Annotated in this window: 16 protein-coding genes and 1 pseudogene; 8 read left to right on the top strand and 9 right to left on the bottom strand. The window is 44.0% G+C overall.

The window, feature by feature from the left end:
* The first annotated feature begins 197 nt into the window (after window positions 1-197).
* The 4 genes from V6D41_RS17530 (at window position 198) to V6D41_RS17515 (ending at window position 4,692) form a co-directional block, all read left to right on the top strand.
* Window positions 198-1,025 carry an AraC family transcriptional regulator gene (locus V6D41_RS17530; RefSeq protein WP_333519092.1) on the top strand — a complete coding sequence of 276 codons (828 nt, stop codon included), beginning with the start codon at window positions 198-200 and terminating at the stop codon, window positions 1,023-1,025.
* Window positions 1,026-1,027: 2 nt separating this feature from the next.
* Window positions 1,028-1,948 (top strand): DMT family transporter, encoded by a 921-nt coding sequence (locus V6D41_RS17525; RefSeq protein WP_333519239.1) that lies wholly within the window; start codon window positions 1,028-1,030, stop codon window positions 1,946-1,948.
* A gap of 73 nt (window positions 1,949-2,021) precedes the next feature.
* A complete protein-coding gene (locus tag V6D41_RS17520; protein ID WP_333519091.1) occupies window positions 2,022-4,199 on the top strand; it encodes a glycoside hydrolase domain-containing protein in 2,178 nt (725 codons plus the stop codon).
* 64 nt (window positions 4,200-4,263) lie between these two features.
* Window positions 4,264-4,692 carry a hypothetical protein gene (locus tag V6D41_RS17515; RefSeq protein ID WP_333519090.1) on the top strand — a complete coding sequence of 143 codons (429 nt, stop codon included), beginning with the start codon at window positions 4,264-4,266 and terminating at the stop codon, window positions 4,690-4,692.
* Between the two features lie 19 nt (window positions 4,693-4,711).
* Here V6D41_RS17515 and V6D41_RS17510 read toward each other — a convergent pair whose 3' ends face one another.
* The 3 genes from V6D41_RS17510 to V6D41_RS17500 all read right to left on the bottom strand — a co-directional run bounded on the left by V6D41_RS17510 (window position 4,712) and on the right by V6D41_RS17500 (window position 7,219).
* Window positions 4,712-5,965 (bottom strand): MFS transporter, encoded by a 1,254-nt coding sequence (locus V6D41_RS17510; RefSeq protein ID WP_333519238.1) that lies wholly within the window; start codon window positions 5,963-5,965, stop codon window positions 4,712-4,714.
* Window positions 5,962-6,879 (bottom strand): bifunctional helix-turn-helix transcriptional regulator/GNAT family N-acetyltransferase, encoded by a 918-nt coding sequence (locus tag V6D41_RS17505; RefSeq protein WP_333519089.1) that lies wholly within the window; start codon window positions 6,877-6,879, stop codon window positions 5,962-5,964. The genes V6D41_RS17510 and V6D41_RS17505 overlap by 4 nt, the downstream gene beginning before the upstream one ends.
* Before the next feature lie 91 nt (window positions 6,880-6,970).
* On the bottom strand, window positions 6,971-7,219 hold the full coding sequence (locus V6D41_RS17500; protein ID WP_148962847.1) for a YbeF family protein: 249 nt from the start codon (window positions 7,217-7,219) through the stop codon (window positions 6,971-6,973).
* 292 nt (window positions 7,220-7,511) lie between these two features.
* Here V6D41_RS17500 and glpT point away from each other — a divergent pair, with 292 nt between their 5' ends.
* Both glpT and V6D41_RS17490 read left to right on the top strand, forming a co-directional pair.
* Window positions 7,512-8,846 carry a glycerol-3-phosphate transporter gene (gene glpT / locus V6D41_RS17495; RefSeq protein WP_087991785.1) on the top strand — a complete coding sequence of 445 codons (1,335 nt, stop codon included), beginning with the start codon at window positions 7,512-7,514 and terminating at the stop codon, window positions 8,844-8,846.
* Window positions 8,847-8,946: 100 nt separating this feature from the next.
* Window positions 8,947-9,846, top strand: coding sequence for a glycerophosphodiester phosphodiesterase (locus tag V6D41_RS17490; RefSeq protein WP_333519088.1), 900 nt, complete (start codon window positions 8,947-8,949; stop codon window positions 9,844-9,846).
* Between the two features lie 16 nt (window positions 9,847-9,862).
* Here the strand turns inward: V6D41_RS17490 and V6D41_RS17485 are convergent, their stop codons facing one another.
* The gene (locus V6D41_RS17485) at window positions 9,863-11,491 is read right to left on the bottom strand and encodes a Na/Pi cotransporter family protein (RefSeq protein WP_442893080.1); all 1,629 of its coding nucleotides are present in this window, start codon (window positions 11,489-11,491) and stop codon (window positions 9,863-9,865) included.
* Window positions 11,492-11,850: 359 nt separating this feature from the next.
* Here V6D41_RS17485 and V6D41_RS17480 point away from each other — a divergent pair, with 359 nt between their 5' ends.
* Window positions 11,851-12,111, top strand: a complete 261-nt coding sequence (locus V6D41_RS17480) for a hypothetical protein (protein WP_039075993.1) — start codon at window positions 11,851-11,853, stop codon at window positions 12,109-12,111.
* Window positions 12,112-12,151: 40 nt separating this feature from the next.
* Here the strand turns inward: V6D41_RS17480 and V6D41_RS17475 are convergent, their stop codons facing one another.
* Entirely contained in the window at window positions 12,152-13,405 is a 1,254-nt protein-coding gene (locus V6D41_RS17475; RefSeq protein ID WP_333519086.1) for a cytochrome P450, read from the bottom strand.
* 61 nt (window positions 13,406-13,466) lie between these two features.
* On the opposite strand from V6D41_RS17475, the pseudogene V6D41_RS17470 reads away from it, so the two are divergent.
* Window positions 13,467-14,243: pseudogene (locus tag V6D41_RS17470) on the top strand (penicillin-binding transpeptidase domain-containing protein).
* Between the two features lie 29 nt (window positions 14,244-14,272).
* On the opposite strand, the gene V6D41_RS17465 reads toward V6D41_RS17470, so the two are convergent.
* The 4 genes from V6D41_RS17465 to V6D41_RS17450 all read right to left on the bottom strand — a co-directional run bounded on the left by V6D41_RS17465 (window position 14,273) and on the right by V6D41_RS17450 (window position 17,695).
* A complete protein-coding gene (locus V6D41_RS17465; RefSeq protein WP_202329073.1) occupies window positions 14,273-14,464 on the bottom strand; it encodes a DUF5370 family protein in 192 nt (63 codons plus the stop codon).
* A 15-nt stretch (window positions 14,465-14,479) separates the two neighbouring features.
* Window positions 14,480-14,728, bottom strand: coding sequence for a sigma-G-dependent sporulation-specific acid-soluble spore protein CsgA (csgA, locus tag V6D41_RS17460; protein WP_003234887.1), 249 nt, complete (start codon window positions 14,726-14,728; stop codon window positions 14,480-14,482).
* 110 nt (window positions 14,729-14,838) lie between these two features.
* Window positions 14,839-16,227: an amino acid permease gene (locus V6D41_RS17455; protein ID WP_148962841.1), complete on the bottom strand. Its 1,389-nt coding sequence runs from the start codon at window positions 16,225-16,227 to the stop codon at window positions 14,839-14,841.
* Between the two features lie 283 nt (window positions 16,228-16,510).
* Window positions 16,511-17,695: a DUF4885 domain-containing protein gene (locus tag V6D41_RS17450; protein ID WP_333519085.1), complete on the bottom strand. Its 1,185-nt coding sequence runs from the start codon at window positions 17,693-17,695 to the stop codon at window positions 16,511-16,513.
* Window positions 17,696-17,765: the final 70 nt, after the last annotated feature.

Raw genomic sequence — 17,765 nt, 5'->3', positions numbered from 1 at the left:
ACTTGCCTCATTAGAAAATATCCACAAGTATTGTGCAAATAAAGCTATTATCGAGGAATAAAAATCTTTAGATTCTTATACGAAAGCAGACCAATCACGGTCTGCTTTCTCTATTTCAAACAGCAACATCATACAAGAAATCCCCAAAAATCATGCTACACTTAACCCAAGACCATCACACCCACAGGAGGCATCCCATGCAAAACGAAACACGCACACTGCAGCTTGACCCGCACCTTCATATAGAAGCCTATCGCTTTAAGGGGATTATGCAAAAATTCCCGAACCACTTTCACGATTATTATGTGATTGGCTTTATTGAAAAAGGACAGCGGTATCTGGCCTGTCAGGGTCAAGAATACGTCATCAATCCAGGTGATCTTCTCCTCTTTAACCCCCGTGACACGCATAGCTGTGAGCAGATTGACGGGCGGACGCTTGATTATCGGTGTATCAATGTGATGCCGGATGTCATGGAGAAGGCGGTGGAAGAGATTACTGGCACAGGACATCTCCCGTATTTCTCCCAGCATGTGTTATTCCGCCACGAGCTGACAGCCAGCCTGCAGGAATTGCATATGTTGATATCCAGAGAAAAGCAGGCTTTGCGCAAGGAGGAGCTGTTTCTTCACCTGCTGGAAGAGCTGATCAGCCGTTATTCTGACGTCACGTTCCTCAGCAGCATCCCCGAACCGTCCGACGAGGTCAAAATGGTTTGCGAATTTTTAGAAGAGCATTATGCCGAGAACGTCACGCTCAATGATTTGAGTGAATTAACAGGCTGGAGCAAATATCATTTATTGCGTTCATTTACAAAACAAAAAGGAATTACGCCTAATAGTTACCTGGAGACAATCCGGATTAACCAAGCAAAAAAACTCCTTGAACAAGGGGTTAGACCGATTGATGCGGCTTTTCAGACAGGATTCAGCGATCAAAGCCATATGACGAAGTTTTTCAAACGACAGGTGGGCCTGACGCCGAAGCAATACATGAAGATTTTTGAAAAGGAGCTTCAAAGATGAGCTTGAGCACACAAAGAGAAACGGCCGGGCATACCGCAGCCATCGCGACCATTCTGGTTTGGGGGACGACCTTTATTTCGACAAAGGTTCTGCTGACTGACTTTACGCCAATGGAAATATTATTTTACCGGTTTTTGATGGGCTTTATTGCTCTTATTCTCGTACGTCCCAAAATGATACCGTTCAAAAACTGGAGGCAGGAGCTGTTATTTGCCGGGGCAGGTTTATTTGGCGTAACACTTTACTTTTTATTAGAAAATATAGCCCTTACGTATACATACGCTTCAAATGTCGGCATGATCGTGTCCATTATCCCGATGATCACGGCTGTACTGGCTCACTTTCTGCTTGAAGGCGAAAAACTGCGGCTGACTTTTTTCATTGGTTTTGGGGCGGCACTGATCGGGCTTTTATTGATTACGTTCAATGGCAATGTCGTACTGCGGCTGAATCCGTTCGGTGACATCATGGCAATCGGGGCCGCTATCGTGTTTGGAGGCTATTCGATATTCATGAAAAAATTAAGCGCTTACGACTTTCATATCATCGAGCTGACACAGAGAGTTTTTTTGTACGGTTTGTTGTTTATGGTTCCCGCTTTATTTTTGTTCGATTTTCATTTTGACCTGAGCCGATTTTCATCTGCTTCAAATGTACTCAACATGCTCTTCCTCGGCATCGGCGCTTCCGCCCTGTGCTTTGCCACATGGAATTACTCAGTCGGCGTGCTCGGCGCCGTCAAATCCAGCGCGTATATTTACATGGTCCCAGTCATCACAATCGCCGCCTCCCTCCTGATCCTGCACGAAAACATGACCTGGATCGCTCTCGCAGGAGGTGCGCTTACACTTTTAGGCCTCTACATTTCAGAGCTGAAACCGAAAGCGAAGCTGGTGGAGAACGGATGTCATATGGATGCTTAACGGCATCTATTTTTTATCTTGTCCTACGTTTGCCACCTATAAATGAACGCGATCTCATGAAGGAGGAATCAAAATGGATGAAATGGTCTTTATCACTCAGCAATGGCTAAACAGTACGTACAGCGGAAAACATGGGTATAACCCAGTAGAAGAGAGCGGGAAGACTGGATGGGACACGATCTACGGCCTGACTCGGGCGCTTCAAATTGAACTGGGCATCTCGGAACCGGCCGATAACTTTGGTCCGACAACACAGCGCTTATTTAAACCTCTTAAAAAACAAGATCCAAATTCAAAACCAAGCAACATGAATTTTATTTTACAAGGCGCTTTATGGTGCAAAGGTTTTAATCCCGGCGGTTTTACAGGCGTCTTTTACGAACAAACAGAAACTGCGGTGAAGGAATTTCAGAAAGCGGCTGGACTGACAACACAGGATGGAATTGTCACCACGTTGATTATGAAAGCTTTATTGGACATGAGCGCTTTTAAACTGGTATCTGGGGGCGATTCAAGAATACGCCAGATTCAGCAAAATTTAAACCGGGACTACAATGACTACATCGGGTTGATGCCTTGTGACGGACTGTATGCCCGCGATACAAACAAAGCCCTTATTTATGCCCTGCAAAAAGAAGAAGGCATGAGCACAAGTGTCGCCAATGGATTTTTCGGAAACGGCACAACAAGTTTATGCCCTACTTTAACTCCCGGCGATTCAAGAACAGGCTTTGTCTTGATTGTTCAGTACGCTCTTTATTGCAACGGAAAATCGTTCGATCCCGGTGAATTTGACGGCAAATATGGCGTTGGTGTCGTTTCAGCCGTTAAAGCATTTCAAGAGTTCATGTGCCTGCCTCAAACAGGTTATGCCGACATGCCGACCATTAAAGCTTTATTATCAAGCTCTGGAGACACAACACGGACAGCTTCTGCTTGTGACACCGCCACAATTATAACGGCAGAAAAAGCTCAAACACTGCGGAATAACGGTTATAAAACGGTTGGAAGATATTTAACCGGGAATGTGCGGACAAGCATCGGCCTCACATCGAAAGCTCTGACGTCAGAAGAACTTTCAGTTATTTCTGATGCGGGATTAAAGGTTTTTCCCATTTATCAAGACGGCGGCTATGAATCTTCTTATTTTGTCAAAGACCAAGGCACAAGAGATGCATACAGCGCTGCTTCTGCGGCTCGAAGATTAGGTTTCCCGTCAGGTACGACCATTTATTTTGCCGTCGATTTTGATGCATACGATTATGAAGTAACCGATAAAATCATCCCATATTTCCAAGAAGTCAAGTCAGCTTTTGCTAAAATGCAGACATTTTCAACCGCACCTAAATATAAAATTGGGGTTTACGGACCGAGAAACATTTGTATCCGTACATCAGAAGCAGGACTGACAAAGTATAGCTTTGTGGCAAATATGTCAACAGGATTTAGCGGCAATCTCGGCTATCCGATGCCAAACAACTGGGCCTTTGATCAATTCTATGAGGGAACAATCGGAAGCGGATCTGGAAGCATCGGAATTGATAAAGACGGCTTTTCAGGAAGAGACTCAGGCGTAAGCCATGTAAATCCGCCGTCTGATCCGAAATATGATGCAAGACTGCGTACACTGACAGACATTTTAACTACCATTCCGGCTTTAGAAAATCTAACAAACCTCGCAAATGCGATGTTTGAATTTGATACGACAGAAACCATATTTACATCACCTGAGTTGGATATTATTCTATCAACTTCACTTCTGGCAACCATCCCAAGTGAAGGATCACCAAATACGATTACCATTACAAACGGTAAACCAGGTGCCTATATCACAGGTTTATTGGGCGACACTCAAACGTCTCTCACTGCGTCACAAATCGACTCTTACCAAAACCTTTTAAACAGTCTCAGCTTATCAGTCCGTAATGGTTATTTGGAGGTTTATGTAAATCCAACCGCTCAATCATTAAATATACAAGTTAAAATCTATACCCCTGATATTCCAGTAGGTGACAATGCCACAACTGGACTTACGACAACGATTACGTTTAAAATAAAACAGAAGCACTTTACTTTACCAGATACTGAAGAAGTGTACTCACCAGATTGGGGTAAAATAGTAGACAACATAATGATGGTAAGTACAGGTATCATTATAGTTGTTGGTATTGGCGCTCTAGCTGTAACAATAGCACCTGAGTTGGGGGCAGCTGCAGTACTATTCCGTACATTATTAGCAGCTTTTAGATAGTCTTAATTCTCCATGGATCCTTCCTTAAAGAGGATTCATGGAGTTATTCTCAAGGAGGATTTTGATGAAAAATAATATACATAAGTATCAGGAAATCACGAAGAAAATAGAAACAGAATTGCAGCCAATCAGCCAAAATGATAATGATTTACTTTCTTACTTAATGAAACAAGACACTTTCACACTCAACCAAATGAAAGTGTGTTTAATTGAACCACAACTCACATTCAAACACACTGTCAAAATCGTATTTACAGTGACATTAATAACGTTATATATTTATTTTTTTAGTTCTCATTATAATGATTTAATAGAAATGGGTGTACAAATGTTTTTTGTGTTAATCGGCCTTTTTTGGGTTTTTGTTGTTTTCCCATTTTCAAGAAAAGTTCAAATCTCTGACCGCTTCAAACAAAAATCCGAAAACACCCGCATTGTCGGAATGATTGACTTCGTATTAGAACAGAAATACAAAAAAAGCATCTCTGAATAAAAGAAGAGATGCTTTTCTCTTACAGCTTCTCCACCACAGCCGCACTGTCACGCGTGACCGCCGCGGGCTCCCTCAGCAACACGTTCATCACACTCGCCAGCACAAGCATCCCGATCGACAAATAAAAAGCCAGTGTATATTCACCCGTTACCGTATAGATGACGCCAGGTATATACGCGCCGAGTGCCGAGCCGATTTGATGAGCGAGCGACAGCCAGCCGATCATGAGGCCGATCGAGTAGTTTTGAAAGTACTGGGTGGCGAGCATTTGAGTCGGCGCTACCGTGGCGAAGTCCACTAATCCAAACAGAATCGCAAAGCCTAAAAGCAAGTAAGGCTCGTGGCTGTAAATCAGAATCACAATCGACAGCGCGCGCACCACATATAGAAAGCACAGGATTTTCCGGCTGCTCCACCGGTCCGCTACAATCCCGGACAGTAAGATGCCAGCGATATTAAAGCCTGCCAGCAGACTGACAGCGGCACTTGTGACTGTCGTTGAAAAGCCGTGATCGTGAGAAAAGGGAATCAAATGAGTATCCATCAGCCCCACGGTCGTAAATCCGCAGATCAAAAACGGCAATATCAAAAACCAGAATTGCCTCATCCGAAACATCCCGGTCACTGAAAGAGCAGTTGTTTCGGGCGCTGTTTCTTTTTCCGCAGCCGCAAGCCCGCCTATCGGCTCTGCATTCTTTTCTGAAGGATTGTTTCGCAGCATCAGCATTGCAGCCGGAAAGACAATCACGATTAACAGCAGCCCTAACACCACAACCGTCAACTTCCAGCTAAACCAATGGATTAGCATGAGTGAGCCGGGAACGAGAAGCATTTGCCCAGCGCCAAAGCCTGCTTCCATGATCCCAAAAGCTAGTCCCCGCTTTTTGCTGAACCAATTGACGACCAACACACTTGCTGCCACATTCGATGCTCCCCCAACTCCAAGCGATACACCTAATCCATAAAGCAGAAACAGCTGCCAAGGCAAAGTGACAAAGTATGTTAAGAAAATACTGACTCCTGTCAGCAGCGCACTCCATGACAAAACAGCCCGAGCACCCCATTTATCCACAAGCCGCCCGATCACAGGCTGAGATATGCCATAGACAATAAAGCTTATCGTAGAAATCAGCGAGATGGTGCCTCTATCCATTGAAAATTGCCGTTCCCACGGCTCCACAAACGCACCAAACGACAAGCGCACCCCCTGAACGGCCAATAAGATCAAAAAGGTGACGGAAACGATGATCCAAGCATAATGCAGCCTTTTCATGATAGCTCCAAATCCCACCGTTCTTCTGTCAGACGCTGCCCCCATAATGGCGCTTCTTCTTTCACTTCACTTATCCTGAATCCAAATTTTTCGTAGAGCGGACGGGCCTCAGCCATGGTGCTCACCGTCCAAAGGAAAATGCGTTCAAACTTCATTTCCCTGCAGTATGCAACCAGATGCTCAAGCAATTGAGTGCCGAGCCGTCTGCCCCGAAAATCGTCATCAACCAGGAACCATCTGAGCTGCACAGTCTTTTCATCATGTTTGACCAAGCCCACACAGCCGGCAAATTTCCCGCCGCTTTCCGCAATCCATATGTTTTCGATTTCCGCATCAAATGTCACATGAAGATAAGCTAAAAACGTGTCGTCCCAGCCATGCGCATCCGCATAAAATTGTCTATGTTTTTCAATGAGGATTTGAAGATCATCCGAAAGAAAATAATCCCTAATCGATATGTCTGACGTTCTGGTAGTTAGTGACTGTGAAAGGATCGCTTCAATTTCTGCCATCGCCTCCGCAAGCTTGTGCTGGTCCTTTTGGTCAATTTCCTTCAGCATCAGTTCTACTTGTTCGTTCGCTTTCTCCTCCAGCTTTTTATAAATCGTTTTTCCTGATTCCGTGACATAAATATAATGGTGGCGCGCATCAGCTTTGCTCTTCTGTTTATAGATCAAATCTTCTTTTTCAAACAGTTTCAACATCCTGCTGACATATCCCCGGTCAAGCCCAAGCTTATCCTGAAGGGCTTTTGCCGTACAATTAGGCGTATTATAAATTTCAAATAAAATCCGTGTTTCTGTTAAGGAAAACGGGCTGTCGTAAATGTGCTCATTAAGGAAGCCAAGAACATTTGTATAAAATCGATTGAACTTTCTGAATTTTAAACCGACAGATGATCCACTGGTTTTCAAATCTATCCCCACTTTCTTATATCGTTGATTAAGGCAATTATAATCATATTTAGTTGCCATAGTCAACGATATATTGAAAAGTGGAGTATTTTCATTTTCCTGATGCCTTCCTTTTCCTGATCACAATCATTGTGATATAGGATATAGCCAGTGAAACCAAGGTATAGACAACAACCCATCCCAAAAATGATAGATTAAAAACGGTAAAGGTGAGCACTAGCGAAATCATCAAACTAAACATCGGCATCAGATACGCGTTTTGACAAACACAAGTCCCGACAACCGATAACACGATAATCCCTAACGGCAAAATACCGAATGCGATATCTAATTCATCCACCTGCAACAGCCTCCCTCCAGATTTTTATGCTGCTTGTAAAAAAACATACCCGCAATTAGTAAAAGGATAATTTTCACTCCCTAGGTCCACATTTGAAAATTACCCGTTTACATTCACTCCGGACTATGATAATTTAAGAAAGCGCTATCATGATAAGTTAATAGCTTGGATGGAGATGAGGAGAGCCAGGAATCCAACCCCTTTTAAACAAGGGGTGTTTTCTGGCTCTTTTTGTTTTTCGGAAAGGAGGCACGCCACACATCCAGCACAAACAGCAAAGGGGATGATTTTGATGTTTCACATGTTTAAACCGGCTCCTCACATTGAGAGACTGGATGATTCAAAGACGGATGCGGCTTATAAAAGGCTTAGGCTCCAAGTATTCATTGGTATTTTTATCGGATACGCAGGCTACTACCTGCTGCGGAAAAACTTTGCCTTTGCCATTCCTTATCTGCAGGAACAGGGTTTTTCAAAAACGGAACTGGGATTGGTGCTGGCCGCTGTATCCATTGCGTACGGCTTCAGTAAATTCATCATGGGCATGGTGTCTGACCGCTGCAATCCGAGATATTTTCTCGCGACAGGCCTATTTTTATCAGCAATCGTTAATATTCTTTTCGTTTCAATGCCTTGGGTGACTTCGAGCGTCACCATCATGTTCATTTTTATGTTTATCAACGGATGGTTTCAGGGAATGGGCTGGCCGCCATGCGGCAGGACAATGGCCCACTGGTTTTCCATTAGTGAACGCGGGACAAAAATGTCGATCTGGAATGTCGCCCATAACATAGGCGGCGGTATTCTTGCTCCGCTTGTCACACTTGGCATTGCGATGTTCGCGACTTGGAAAAGCGTGTTTTTCTTCCCAGCCATCATCGCCATTATCATTTCATTTTTGATTGTTTTATTGGTTCGCGATACGCCTCAATCTTGCGGACTCCCGCCAATTGAAGAGTATCGTAATGACTATCCCAAACACGCTTTTAAAAATCAGGAAAAAGAATTAACAACAAAAGAAATCCTTTTTCAATACGTGCTGAACAACAAATTTCTTTGGTACATCGCTTTTGCGAATGTATTTGTCTATTTTGTACGGTACGGCGTTGTTGACTGGGCACCTACTTACCTAACAGAAGCCAAAGGCTTTTCTCCTGAGGACTCGCGCTGGTCGTATTTTCTTTACGAATACGCCGGCATACCGGGAACGATCCTGTGCGGCTGGATCAGCGACCGATTTTTCAGAAGCCGACGGGCACCGGCAGGCGTTTTGTTTATGGCGGGCGTTTTCATTGCCGTATTGGTGTACTGGCTGAATCCCGCCGGTCACCCGCTCGTAGACAACATCGCCCTGATCAGCATTGGCTTCTTAATCTACGGACCTGTTATGCTGATCGGCCTGCAAGCGATTGATCTCGCGCCGAAAAAAGCAGCCGGAACTGCGGCTGGTTTGACCGGATTTTTCGGATACATCGGCGGATCCGCTTTCGCCAACGCCATTATGGGCTTTGTCGTTGATCGATATGATTGGAACGGCGGCTTTATCATGCTGGTCTCTTCCTGCATTCTTGCCATCGTCTTCTTAGCTTTGACGTGGAATACAGGAAAACGGGCGGAGCACGTTTAAGAAAGAAAAACAAAAGATTAATCGTTTTCCAACACGCCGTTTACATCAGTTTTTTAATATGAAAGGCAGAGGTACGGCTTATCTATAAGGAGGAGAAATCATGCAGAAAAATAGAATACTAGCCTTGGTGCTTCTGTCGCTGGGCTTACTCTCATTAATGGTAACACCAGTGTCGGCAGCGTCAAAAGGGAACCTGCTGTCACCTGACCGTATCCTGACGGTCGCGCACAGAGGGGCTTCCGGATATGTGCCTGAACACACGATCCTGTCTTACGAAACCGCTCAGAAAATGAAAGCAGATTATATTGAACTGGATCTGCAAATGACAAAAGACGGAAAATTGATTGTCATGCACGATGAAAAACTGGACCGCACCACAAACGGAACAGGCTGGGTGAAAGACCATACACTCGCAGACATTAAGAAACTTGACGCCGGTTCTTGGTTTAATGAAGCCTATCCGAAAAAAGCAAAGCCGCAGTATGCCGGCCTTAAAGTTCCTACATTAGACGAAGTATTAGACCGTTTCGGAAAACACGCGAACTACTACATCGAAACAAAATCGCCTGACACCTACCCAGGTATGGAAGAAAAACTGATCGCTTCTTTGCAGAAGCATAAATTACTGGGCAAACGTTCTAAGCCCGGCCAAGTGATCATTCAATCGTTCAGCAAAGAAAGCCTGGTAAAAGTCAAGCAATTACAGCCAAACCTGCCAACTGTTCAATTGCTGGAAGCCAAACAAATGGCGTCAATGACAGATGCTGACCTAGAAGAAATCAAAACATACGCTGTCGGTGCAGGTCCGGATTATAAAGCCTTGAATCAAGAAAACGTCCGCATGATCCGCAGCCACGGCCTCCTGCTTCATCCTTACACAGTCAATACGGAAGCAGATATGCTCCGCCTGCTTGACTGGGGAGTGACAGGAGTGTTCACAAATTACCCTGATGTCTTTCAGCATGTGAAAAAAGACTACAAAAAAAGCTTAGAATCCTAGGATTCTAAGCTTTTTCTCATTGATTTTCACCAATAACAGCTTCTGCAACATTGACCGCATGATCGCCGATACGCTCCAGGTTGCTGATCATATCGACAAAGACAATGCCCGCTTGTCCAGTGCACAGCCCTTCATTCAGACGAATAATATGCTTTTTGCGAAGCTTCCGTTCCATTTTGTCAATTTCATCTTCTTTGTCAATGACCTGTTCAGCGATCTTCACATCATTCTGGTGCAGGGCATCCATGGACGCCTTCACAGTTGAAATCGTCAAATCCATCATTTCCGTTAAATCGGCCATGGCAGATTCAGTAAGAACCACACGATGCGCCTGCTGATATTCAGTCAGTTCAATCACATTTTCGAAGTGATCCCCGATTCTTTCAATGTCTCTGACTGTATCCATCAGCATATGATGCTCCTCAGACTCGTGCTCTGAGAGAGAGCTTGCAGAAAGATCAATCAAATAATCAGTGATTTTTCGGTCAAGATTGTTCACTGCATCCTCTAACTGGTATGCATTCGCCGCGTATTTCGGCTGTTTTGTGACCAAGAACTGTTTTGTAACCTCCAGCCCCTGCACCGCAAAGTTCCCCATTTGCAGAACTTCTTCTTTTGCTTGCCCGAGAGCAATAGATGGAGATTGCTCAATAAAAATCGGATCAAGATGCGATTTGTAGTCCACTATTGAATCCTTGCCTGGAATCAGTTTTGTTACGATCAAAGCCAATATTCCGACAAAAGGAAGCTGAATGAGTGTATTGGATGTATTAAAGATTCCGTGCGCAAAGGCGATCGTCATTTTTGGATCAAGCCCCATAGATGCCTGCAACCATAAGATCAAAGAAGTAAACGGCTTGAGCAAAATCAGGAAAATCGTTGTCCCGATAAGGTTAAACAACACATGAGTAGCCGCAGCACGTCTCGCGGCAACAGATGCACCTAGAGACGCGAGAATCGCTGTGATCGTTGTTCCGATATTGTCCCCGAATAACACCGGAAGTGCGCCGTTAATATCAATCAGACCATCTGAAAATAAACCTTGCAAGATTCCGATCGTGGCGCTGGAGCTTTGCACGAGTACCGTAAACAAAGTCCCTATGACAACGCCTAGGACCGGATTGGTGCTCATACTAACCGTTAAATCATGAAAGGCTTCAAGTGAACGGAGCGGTTTCATCCCCGCGCTCATCAATTCCAGCCCATAAAACAGAGCCCCAAACCCAAACACAATCTGGCCAGCATTTTGTGCGCTTTTATGTTTAGTGAAAAACAGTAAAAATCCGCCGAGAGCAATAATCGGCAAGGCATAGGCCCCTATGTCGATTCCGATAATAAACGCGGTAACCGTCGTTCCAATATTGGCCCCCATAATGACCCCAATGGCCTGGCGAAGCGTCATAAAGCCCGCACTGACGAGCCCTACGGTAATAACCGTGGTTCCGGAACTGCTCTGAATCAAAACCGTCACAATGATCCCCGCCAATACGCCCATCAACGGATTGCTTGTAAAACGGTCTAAAATATTTCTTAATCTATCTCCAGCCGATTTCTGAAGTCCCTCTCCCATGAACTTAATCCCAATCAGGAAAATACCGAGACCTCCGAGAAATTCGAACAGTAATGTTTGTAAATCAATCGCCAACATGTTCACCTCTGTTTAGACATTATTCAGCAAACTCACTTCGATTATGTTTCAAGTTCAATTGGTTGTAAATAAAACAACCGCTGAATTTACAATAACTTAACAATCAGCCTTATGGTCCTATTTAACGTTTACATTCGTGTAATATTTCGCGATGAACATGACCAATCGACTACAAAATTCTTACATCATCACAAGGTTTTATCATGGCAATTATTCTTTCCCTTTCCAGCTTTCTGTATACAGAAACAACATCCGCTTTACAGTTCTCCTGAGTAAGACAACCGGCAAGGTTTAGCAATAATGAGAACGGGAATGATACAGGAAACACTACTCTTCAAATAGAAAGGAGTATCACCATGAAACAAAAGCTGTTACTTTCAGGTCTCGCTGTTTCAACTGTCGGCATCACTTCTTATCTATTAAAAGACCCGTCGAATCGCCAAAAAGCAAGAGAATTCATTCACAGCATGAAAATGAAAATGACAAAACAGCCTGAAATGGAGAAGTTCCCAGTCGATAAAGCCGGCCACCCGCACCCGCAAGATATCGAGGATAACAAAATGGTATCCGAAGGCTCCATGTATCCCGTCCAATATTACGATGAAAAAAAGAAGTAATCTAAAAGCTCTCTTCGATAAAGGAAGAGAGCTTTTAAATTTACCCTTTTCGTCTGACCCCGCTCATCACAAATCCACTTTCAGGCAATGACGGCATCCTGGCAAGACTGTAATGCAGCGATTGTTCCGGAACGTCGTATTCTACCTTATTCACGAGAAAATCCAAGCTTGCTTTCATGACTTCAATTGTTATCCCTTCCCCCGGACAGCGATGCCCTTTCTCCGCGTCACCTCCGCCTTGAGGAATCAAATCAAACAGATTTTCCTCCCGATCCTCAAATCGTTCAGGCCGAAATTCATCAGGATGATCCCATAAGCGGGGATCGTGATTCGTTCCATATACATCAAGCAATACAGATGTACCCTTCTTAAACTCACAGTTATTCCATACAAAATCCTTTTTAACAAGCGCTCCTAAAAACGGTGCGAACGGATAATATCTGCGGACCTCCTGCACAAACATTTCTCTTTCCCGGCTGCTTCCAGAACCCAGCCATTTCTTATACTCAGAATGCTCGTGAAGCGCCAAAGCTGAAAACACAAGAAAATAGGAAATAGCGATGATAGGCCGCAGTACATTCATCAGCTCAATGGCTGCCTTCCGGGAATCCAGCTGGCTTCCATCTTCTTGTGTGTGAAACGCCATTTCATGCAGCGTTGTTCCGGCAGATGTTTCCAGCAAGCCGGCACGAACATCTTCAATCATTCTTTCAATCCACTCTTCAGCACGCGGCCTCGCCCTTCGTCCCTTCCAATGACGCGGCCCCACCGCACCGAACGCGTCGACCATATCAATGAAATCATCAGCTCTCTCTTTGACTTCTGTTTCTGTCAGCGGAACACCTGCCCAATAGCACGCTACCCGGCATAAGATTTCTTTTGCTTCTTCAAATAACACAACCTGATCTGCTTTCTCCCATCTCGTGACTGCCGCTTCCCATTCCTCTGTCATCAGCTCAGCCAAACGCTTTTGATGCGGCGGTGTCATTAATGATAGAAAAAGCAGCTTCCGATGAAGATGAGCTTCACCATCCATTGTCTGGATTGCATTAACGCCAAACAGGGATTTCTGCACACGTTTCGGAAGAGCACCCTGCCGCTGAAATCGCTCCGTATCGTAAAATACCTTCGCGGCCTCCGCGCCGCTCATACAAATAAATGTTTTTCCAAGCAAACGCGCCTGAAACAAATCCGATTGGTAATGCTCTTTTCTATTCTTTACAAACAAATATCCTTCCCGCACCAAAGCCAGACTGTTATCGAGGCTTTTGTCATGTGGAATCTGCTCATTCATCCCGCAACCCTACCTTCCTTTTTACCCTCTTTTTTCACGTTATCTCACGATGATAAACCCAATGACAGTATTTGCTTCTAAGCATTTTTTCATTATTTATAACGAAGAAAAGCAAAAAGTTGTACTTGCTCTGCGCATTGCAGGGATCGGCAGCTTTTCCATCCACACAGCTTTCTCTGAATGTCGATGACGAATTTAATAATACGGATGGATCCTTCATCCTGCACGATATGCAAAAGGATCAGACATTTGTCTGCAACAGAGAACGGTCAAACAAAAGACAAAAACTCCGCAGTCCACCTTTAAAGTCGTGAACCCTTAATCAATTTGCAGGTAAAAACTGTTCGGGATGAATACGATGGGACGGGGTCAATCGTGAATTTGAATCATGGAACCGAGACCATACGCTTGGCTTGGCCATGCGCGAATCCGCAGTCTGGTATTACCAGGATTAGCGAGAGACATCGGCGAGGAAAGAATGAAAACATGGCTTCATACATTGTCTTACGGCAACGCAATTTTGGCTGCAAAGCTCTCTGACAATTTCTCCGCTGGAACAAGAAGCCTTTTTGAAGAAGCTTTTAAAAAGTGGCGTTTCCATTTAATCAATCAGTGATGAAAACAGTTATGCGCATGATGATTCAAGAAAAAGGCGTCATTACACGTTCTACGGGAAAACCGGAACCCGCCTGACAGATATGGGGTTAGGCTGGTTTATCGGATTCATCAACACAGAGCATGGCTCATATATTTTTGCACCAATGACTTTGATTCCGGCACAAAAGCTAAAAACATCACAGTGAATATCCTGAAAAAGCATGGCCTGATCACATCATAAATGAAGGAGCCCTGCAAATAGGCAAGGCTCTAAATCTCATGCTCAAAACAATAATGATTCACAAGCTCTTCAATCAAATCATGATCGGGAAATTCCCCGTTAAATTCAAATTCAATTTCTTCCACAAATTCGCCGTGATGATACACATGGATGGCTCCGTTTTGACGGACGACGCTAAACTCCGGCTGAAATGTATATCCGCTTCGTTCAATTGCTCCCATTTCTTACCCCGCCTTTCAAAGCAGTAATTCATATACCTCGTTTAATTCCTTGGCCCGTTTTTGATCCTGTTCATTCTGGGCATACTTAATTTCTTTTTCTAACACATGATTCAAAAAAGACATTTCATTGTCATCTAAGTCTTTTACAAATTCCTCTTCATTCGCATACCGCTTCGCCAGCATCTTCTTGCAAATCCGCTGGCAGACTTCATTTTCAAGATGGTTCGAAAGTGATTCACGCAAATAACCGAGTGTAACATCCATTTTATGAACACCTTTCCTTCCGCTATCTTTATCCTATAGCTTGCTAAAATAGGAAAAATCCATACACCAAAAATAAAAAAAGAGACATCCGTGAATGTCTCTTTTCCATGTTATTCAACCGCTTGATCGCTTTTTGTCACATTCGCCTGCGTACGTTTGCCAATCCCAAACCCATAATAACTAATGACCACAAGCGCTAAGAAAATCACGCCTACAATCAGAGAGATACGAGTATCATCGTTGAACCACATGCCGACCAGAACCATCAGCAAGAAAGCAATCGTCACATAGTTTGTGAAAGGTGCAAACGGCATTTTGAATGGATGTTTATCTAATGCAGCGCCCTTCGCTTTTCTGAATCCGATGTGGCTGATCAAGATGACAAACCAAGGAATCATACCAGGCAGCACGCTTGCGCTGTACACATACACAAAAACCTTCGGCGGCGCGATATAGTTCAGCACAACACCGACAGCCAAACCGATCATTACAGCAATTGTGCCGTAGAGAGGCACCCCATTGCGTGAAATCTTCGTAAAGAATTTCGGTGCTTGTCCATTTACCCCAAGCGTATAGAGCATGCGTCCTGCACTGAAAATACCGCTGTTACAGCCGGACATTGCCGCTGTAATCACGACAAAGTTAATGATACCGGCCGCTGCCGTAACTCCGATTTTCGCGAACGTAGACACAAACGGACTTCCAAGTGAATTGAGCTCATCCCAAGGATACACTGTCACGATCACAAAGATAGCGCCAATATAGAAAATCAAAATACGCCAGATAATACTTTGAATCGCACTTCTTAGCGTGTTTTTCGGGTCTTTCGCTTCACCGGCTGTAATCCCGATCAGCTCAACCCCTTGATAGGCCGCAATAACGAGAGACAGCGCAAAGAAGAAGCCAGAGAAGCCGTTAGTAAAGAATCCTCCGTGAGACCACAGGTTCGACAATCCGATCGCATCTCCGCCGTTGCCAAATCCGAAGAAAATAATCCCGATTCCGGCAATAATCATCAAGATAATCGTCACGATTTTAATCATCGCAAACCAAAACTCAAACTCACCAAACGACTTAACAGAAATTAAGTTCGCCGCCCCGAGAATCACCATTGCCACGATACCAGGTATCCAAGCAGGCAAATCCGGGAACCAATATTTCATATACGAACCGACAGCGATAATTTCTGACATGCCGACGATAACCCACTGGAACCAGTTGCTCCAGGCTGTCATATAACCTGCCAGCGGATGAATATAGTTATGGCCAAATGTCGCGAAAGAACCCGTGCTCGGCTCGACATACAGCATTTCACCCATCGCACGCATGATAAAAAAGATAAAAATTCCGCATATTGCATAAGCCAAAAGGACAGACGGACCAGTCCATGAAATCGTGCTGGCAGAACCCATAAACAAGCCAACACCAATCGTACCTCCCAAGGCGATCATCTGAATATGACGCGCGCCCAAGCCCCTCTTTAATTCTTGATTTGCCACTCCTCTTCCTCCTCTTAACAAAATACTCGACATCTTTCTCAACAATCAATTATAACAATCTGAAAATTCAAACTTAATATTGTTATATAATCTCCAAAATTACTTATTTCATCATAATAAATTTCTCTGGAAAATACAATTGTTTTTTTCAGGCAAACACCTTTAGTCAGAGTTTTTCATCTACACTTCATTTAAAATCTTTTATATAAATATAATTAAATTGTTTGAATTTTATTATCCCTAAAATTCTCATAAAAAAAAGCTGTTCACAATGAACAGCTTTCTAATAAGTCGCGCCAGTTTGACGCTTTAATGTTTCAAGCCACTCGGTATCTCCGGTGCCGTAGCTCTTGCTTTGCCCCACATCTCTAAGAGATCCATTGCTGTAATCAATTGATAGGATGAAATCCGGAATGGCATCATACCCGGCTTCCGCCATTTTACTGAGCTCCGAACGATAGTGAGATATAGCATAGGAAGCCGTTTGTTTTTGAACAGGATCTTTTTCAAGCTCTTCTTTATATACGTCTAATAAGTCACGTCCATCAGGTGTTACGTACCGCCCGTCGATCACTTCTAAATCCTTCAACTGATAGCCTGTGACGTCGTACATCTCACGAGCAGCTTGATACTTTTGATATGCCTCTTCGGAATATTGTGTCGAGTCAATACTTTGGCTTTTCATGATATGTAAAAATAGCTCTTTGCTGTTGTCTCCAAATTGCAGCGCTTGCTCAATTTGCTTTATGAGTGCCTCATCTTTCGTCCCGCTCACCTGTACCTTATAATCAATCGGCGTAATCGTAAACGTCAGCTCTGTCCCCTCCGGAATGTGAATATCGTTTCGATTCAACAGCACTTGCAGCTGCTGGTTGACCTGGCTCCGCTGATACACCTTTTCATTCTCAGCTTCCACTTCCCCATGAAACGTGACATTGCCAAACACAGCATCCTGCAGGTTATAGTTTTGCGCCTTCCCTTTGAATAGCCACTCTGTTTCATTATCGTAAGCAGCCTGTCTTTCCGCAGCTGACAGATCACTTCTGAAATAAGGCGACTTTGAATTTTGATATTTATCCTTAATATAGCCTAATGGATCAGACTTTGTTTTGTTAATCGCATTTATCCTGCTGTATTTTTCATCCAGTATTTTGATTCTGATATCACTCTCAGATTCATAGGGGTTATTGGATTGAATCACTGTTTCTTCCCCTGTGTCCATCACTGTTCGATCATTTGCTGATTGATACACTTTGCTGAACGTTCCGCTGTTTCCCGCCACACTGGTTTTAGAATAATTGAACTGATTGATTCCCTTATTGGCAGATCGTGACTCAAGCCTGCTGTATGCCTTTTCCAGCACCGCCGCTGTATTTTCAGACGTATTCTCGCGCTTGGCAGCCGGATTCTGTTTCAATATGTTCTGTGCCATCAGCTGTGTGCGGATAAATTGCCGATTCAGACGCATTGGATTCCCCCCCTGAACAATTCTCTCTTACTCTTTTTTATCGGCAATACCAATGTATATATTAACCTCA

It is taken from the genome of Bacillus sp. 0102A (assembly GCF_036765155.1).
GTDB classification, from domain to species: domain Bacteria; phylum Bacillota; class Bacilli; order Bacillales; family Bacillaceae; genus Bacillus; species Bacillus subtilis_G.
Note: the sequence above shows the minus strand (reverse complement) of the source record. Positions and strands in the feature narration are given on the sequence as shown.

Bases quoted from the DNA above. Each gene is read 5' to 3' on its own strand.
- V6D41_RS17490 (WP_333519088.1), top strand. From the start codon at position 8,947: ATGCAGAAAAATAGAATACTAGCCTTGGTGCTTCTGTCGCTGGGCTTA.
- V6D41_RS17515 (WP_333519090.1), top strand. From the start codon at position 4,264: ATGAAAAATAATATACATAAGTATCAGGAAATCACGAAGAAAATAGAA.
- glpT (WP_087991785.1), top strand. From the start codon at position 7,512: ATGTTTCACATGTTTAAACCGGCTCCTCACATTGAGAGACTGGATGAT.
- V6D41_RS17480 (WP_039075993.1), top strand. From the start codon at position 11,851: ATGAAACAAAAGCTGTTACTTTCAGGTCTCGCTGTTTCAACTGTCGGC.
- V6D41_RS17475 (WP_333519086.1), bottom strand. From the start codon at position 13,405: ATGAATGAGCAGATTCCACATGACAAAAGCCTCGATAACAGTCTGGCT.
- V6D41_RS17530 (WP_333519092.1), top strand. From the start codon at position 198: ATGCAAAACGAAACACGCACACTGCAGCTTGACCCGCACCTTCATATA.
- V6D41_RS17510 (WP_333519238.1), bottom strand. From the start codon at position 5,965: ATGAAAAGGCTGCATTATGCTTGGATCATCGTTTCCGTCACCTTTTTG.
- V6D41_RS17465 (WP_202329073.1), bottom strand. From the start codon at position 14,464: ATGGGAGCAATTGAACGAAGCGGATATACATTTCAGCCGGAGTTTAGC.
- V6D41_RS17520 (WP_333519091.1), top strand. From the start codon at position 2,022: ATGGATGAAATGGTCTTTATCACTCAGCAATGGCTAAACAGTACGTAC.
- V6D41_RS17450 (WP_333519085.1), bottom strand. From the start codon at position 17,695: ATGCGTCTGAATCGGCAATTTATCCGCACACAGCTGATGGCACAGAAC.
- csgA (WP_003234887.1), bottom strand. From the start codon at position 14,728: ATGGATGTTACACTCGGTTATTTGCGTGAATCACTTTCGAACCATCTT.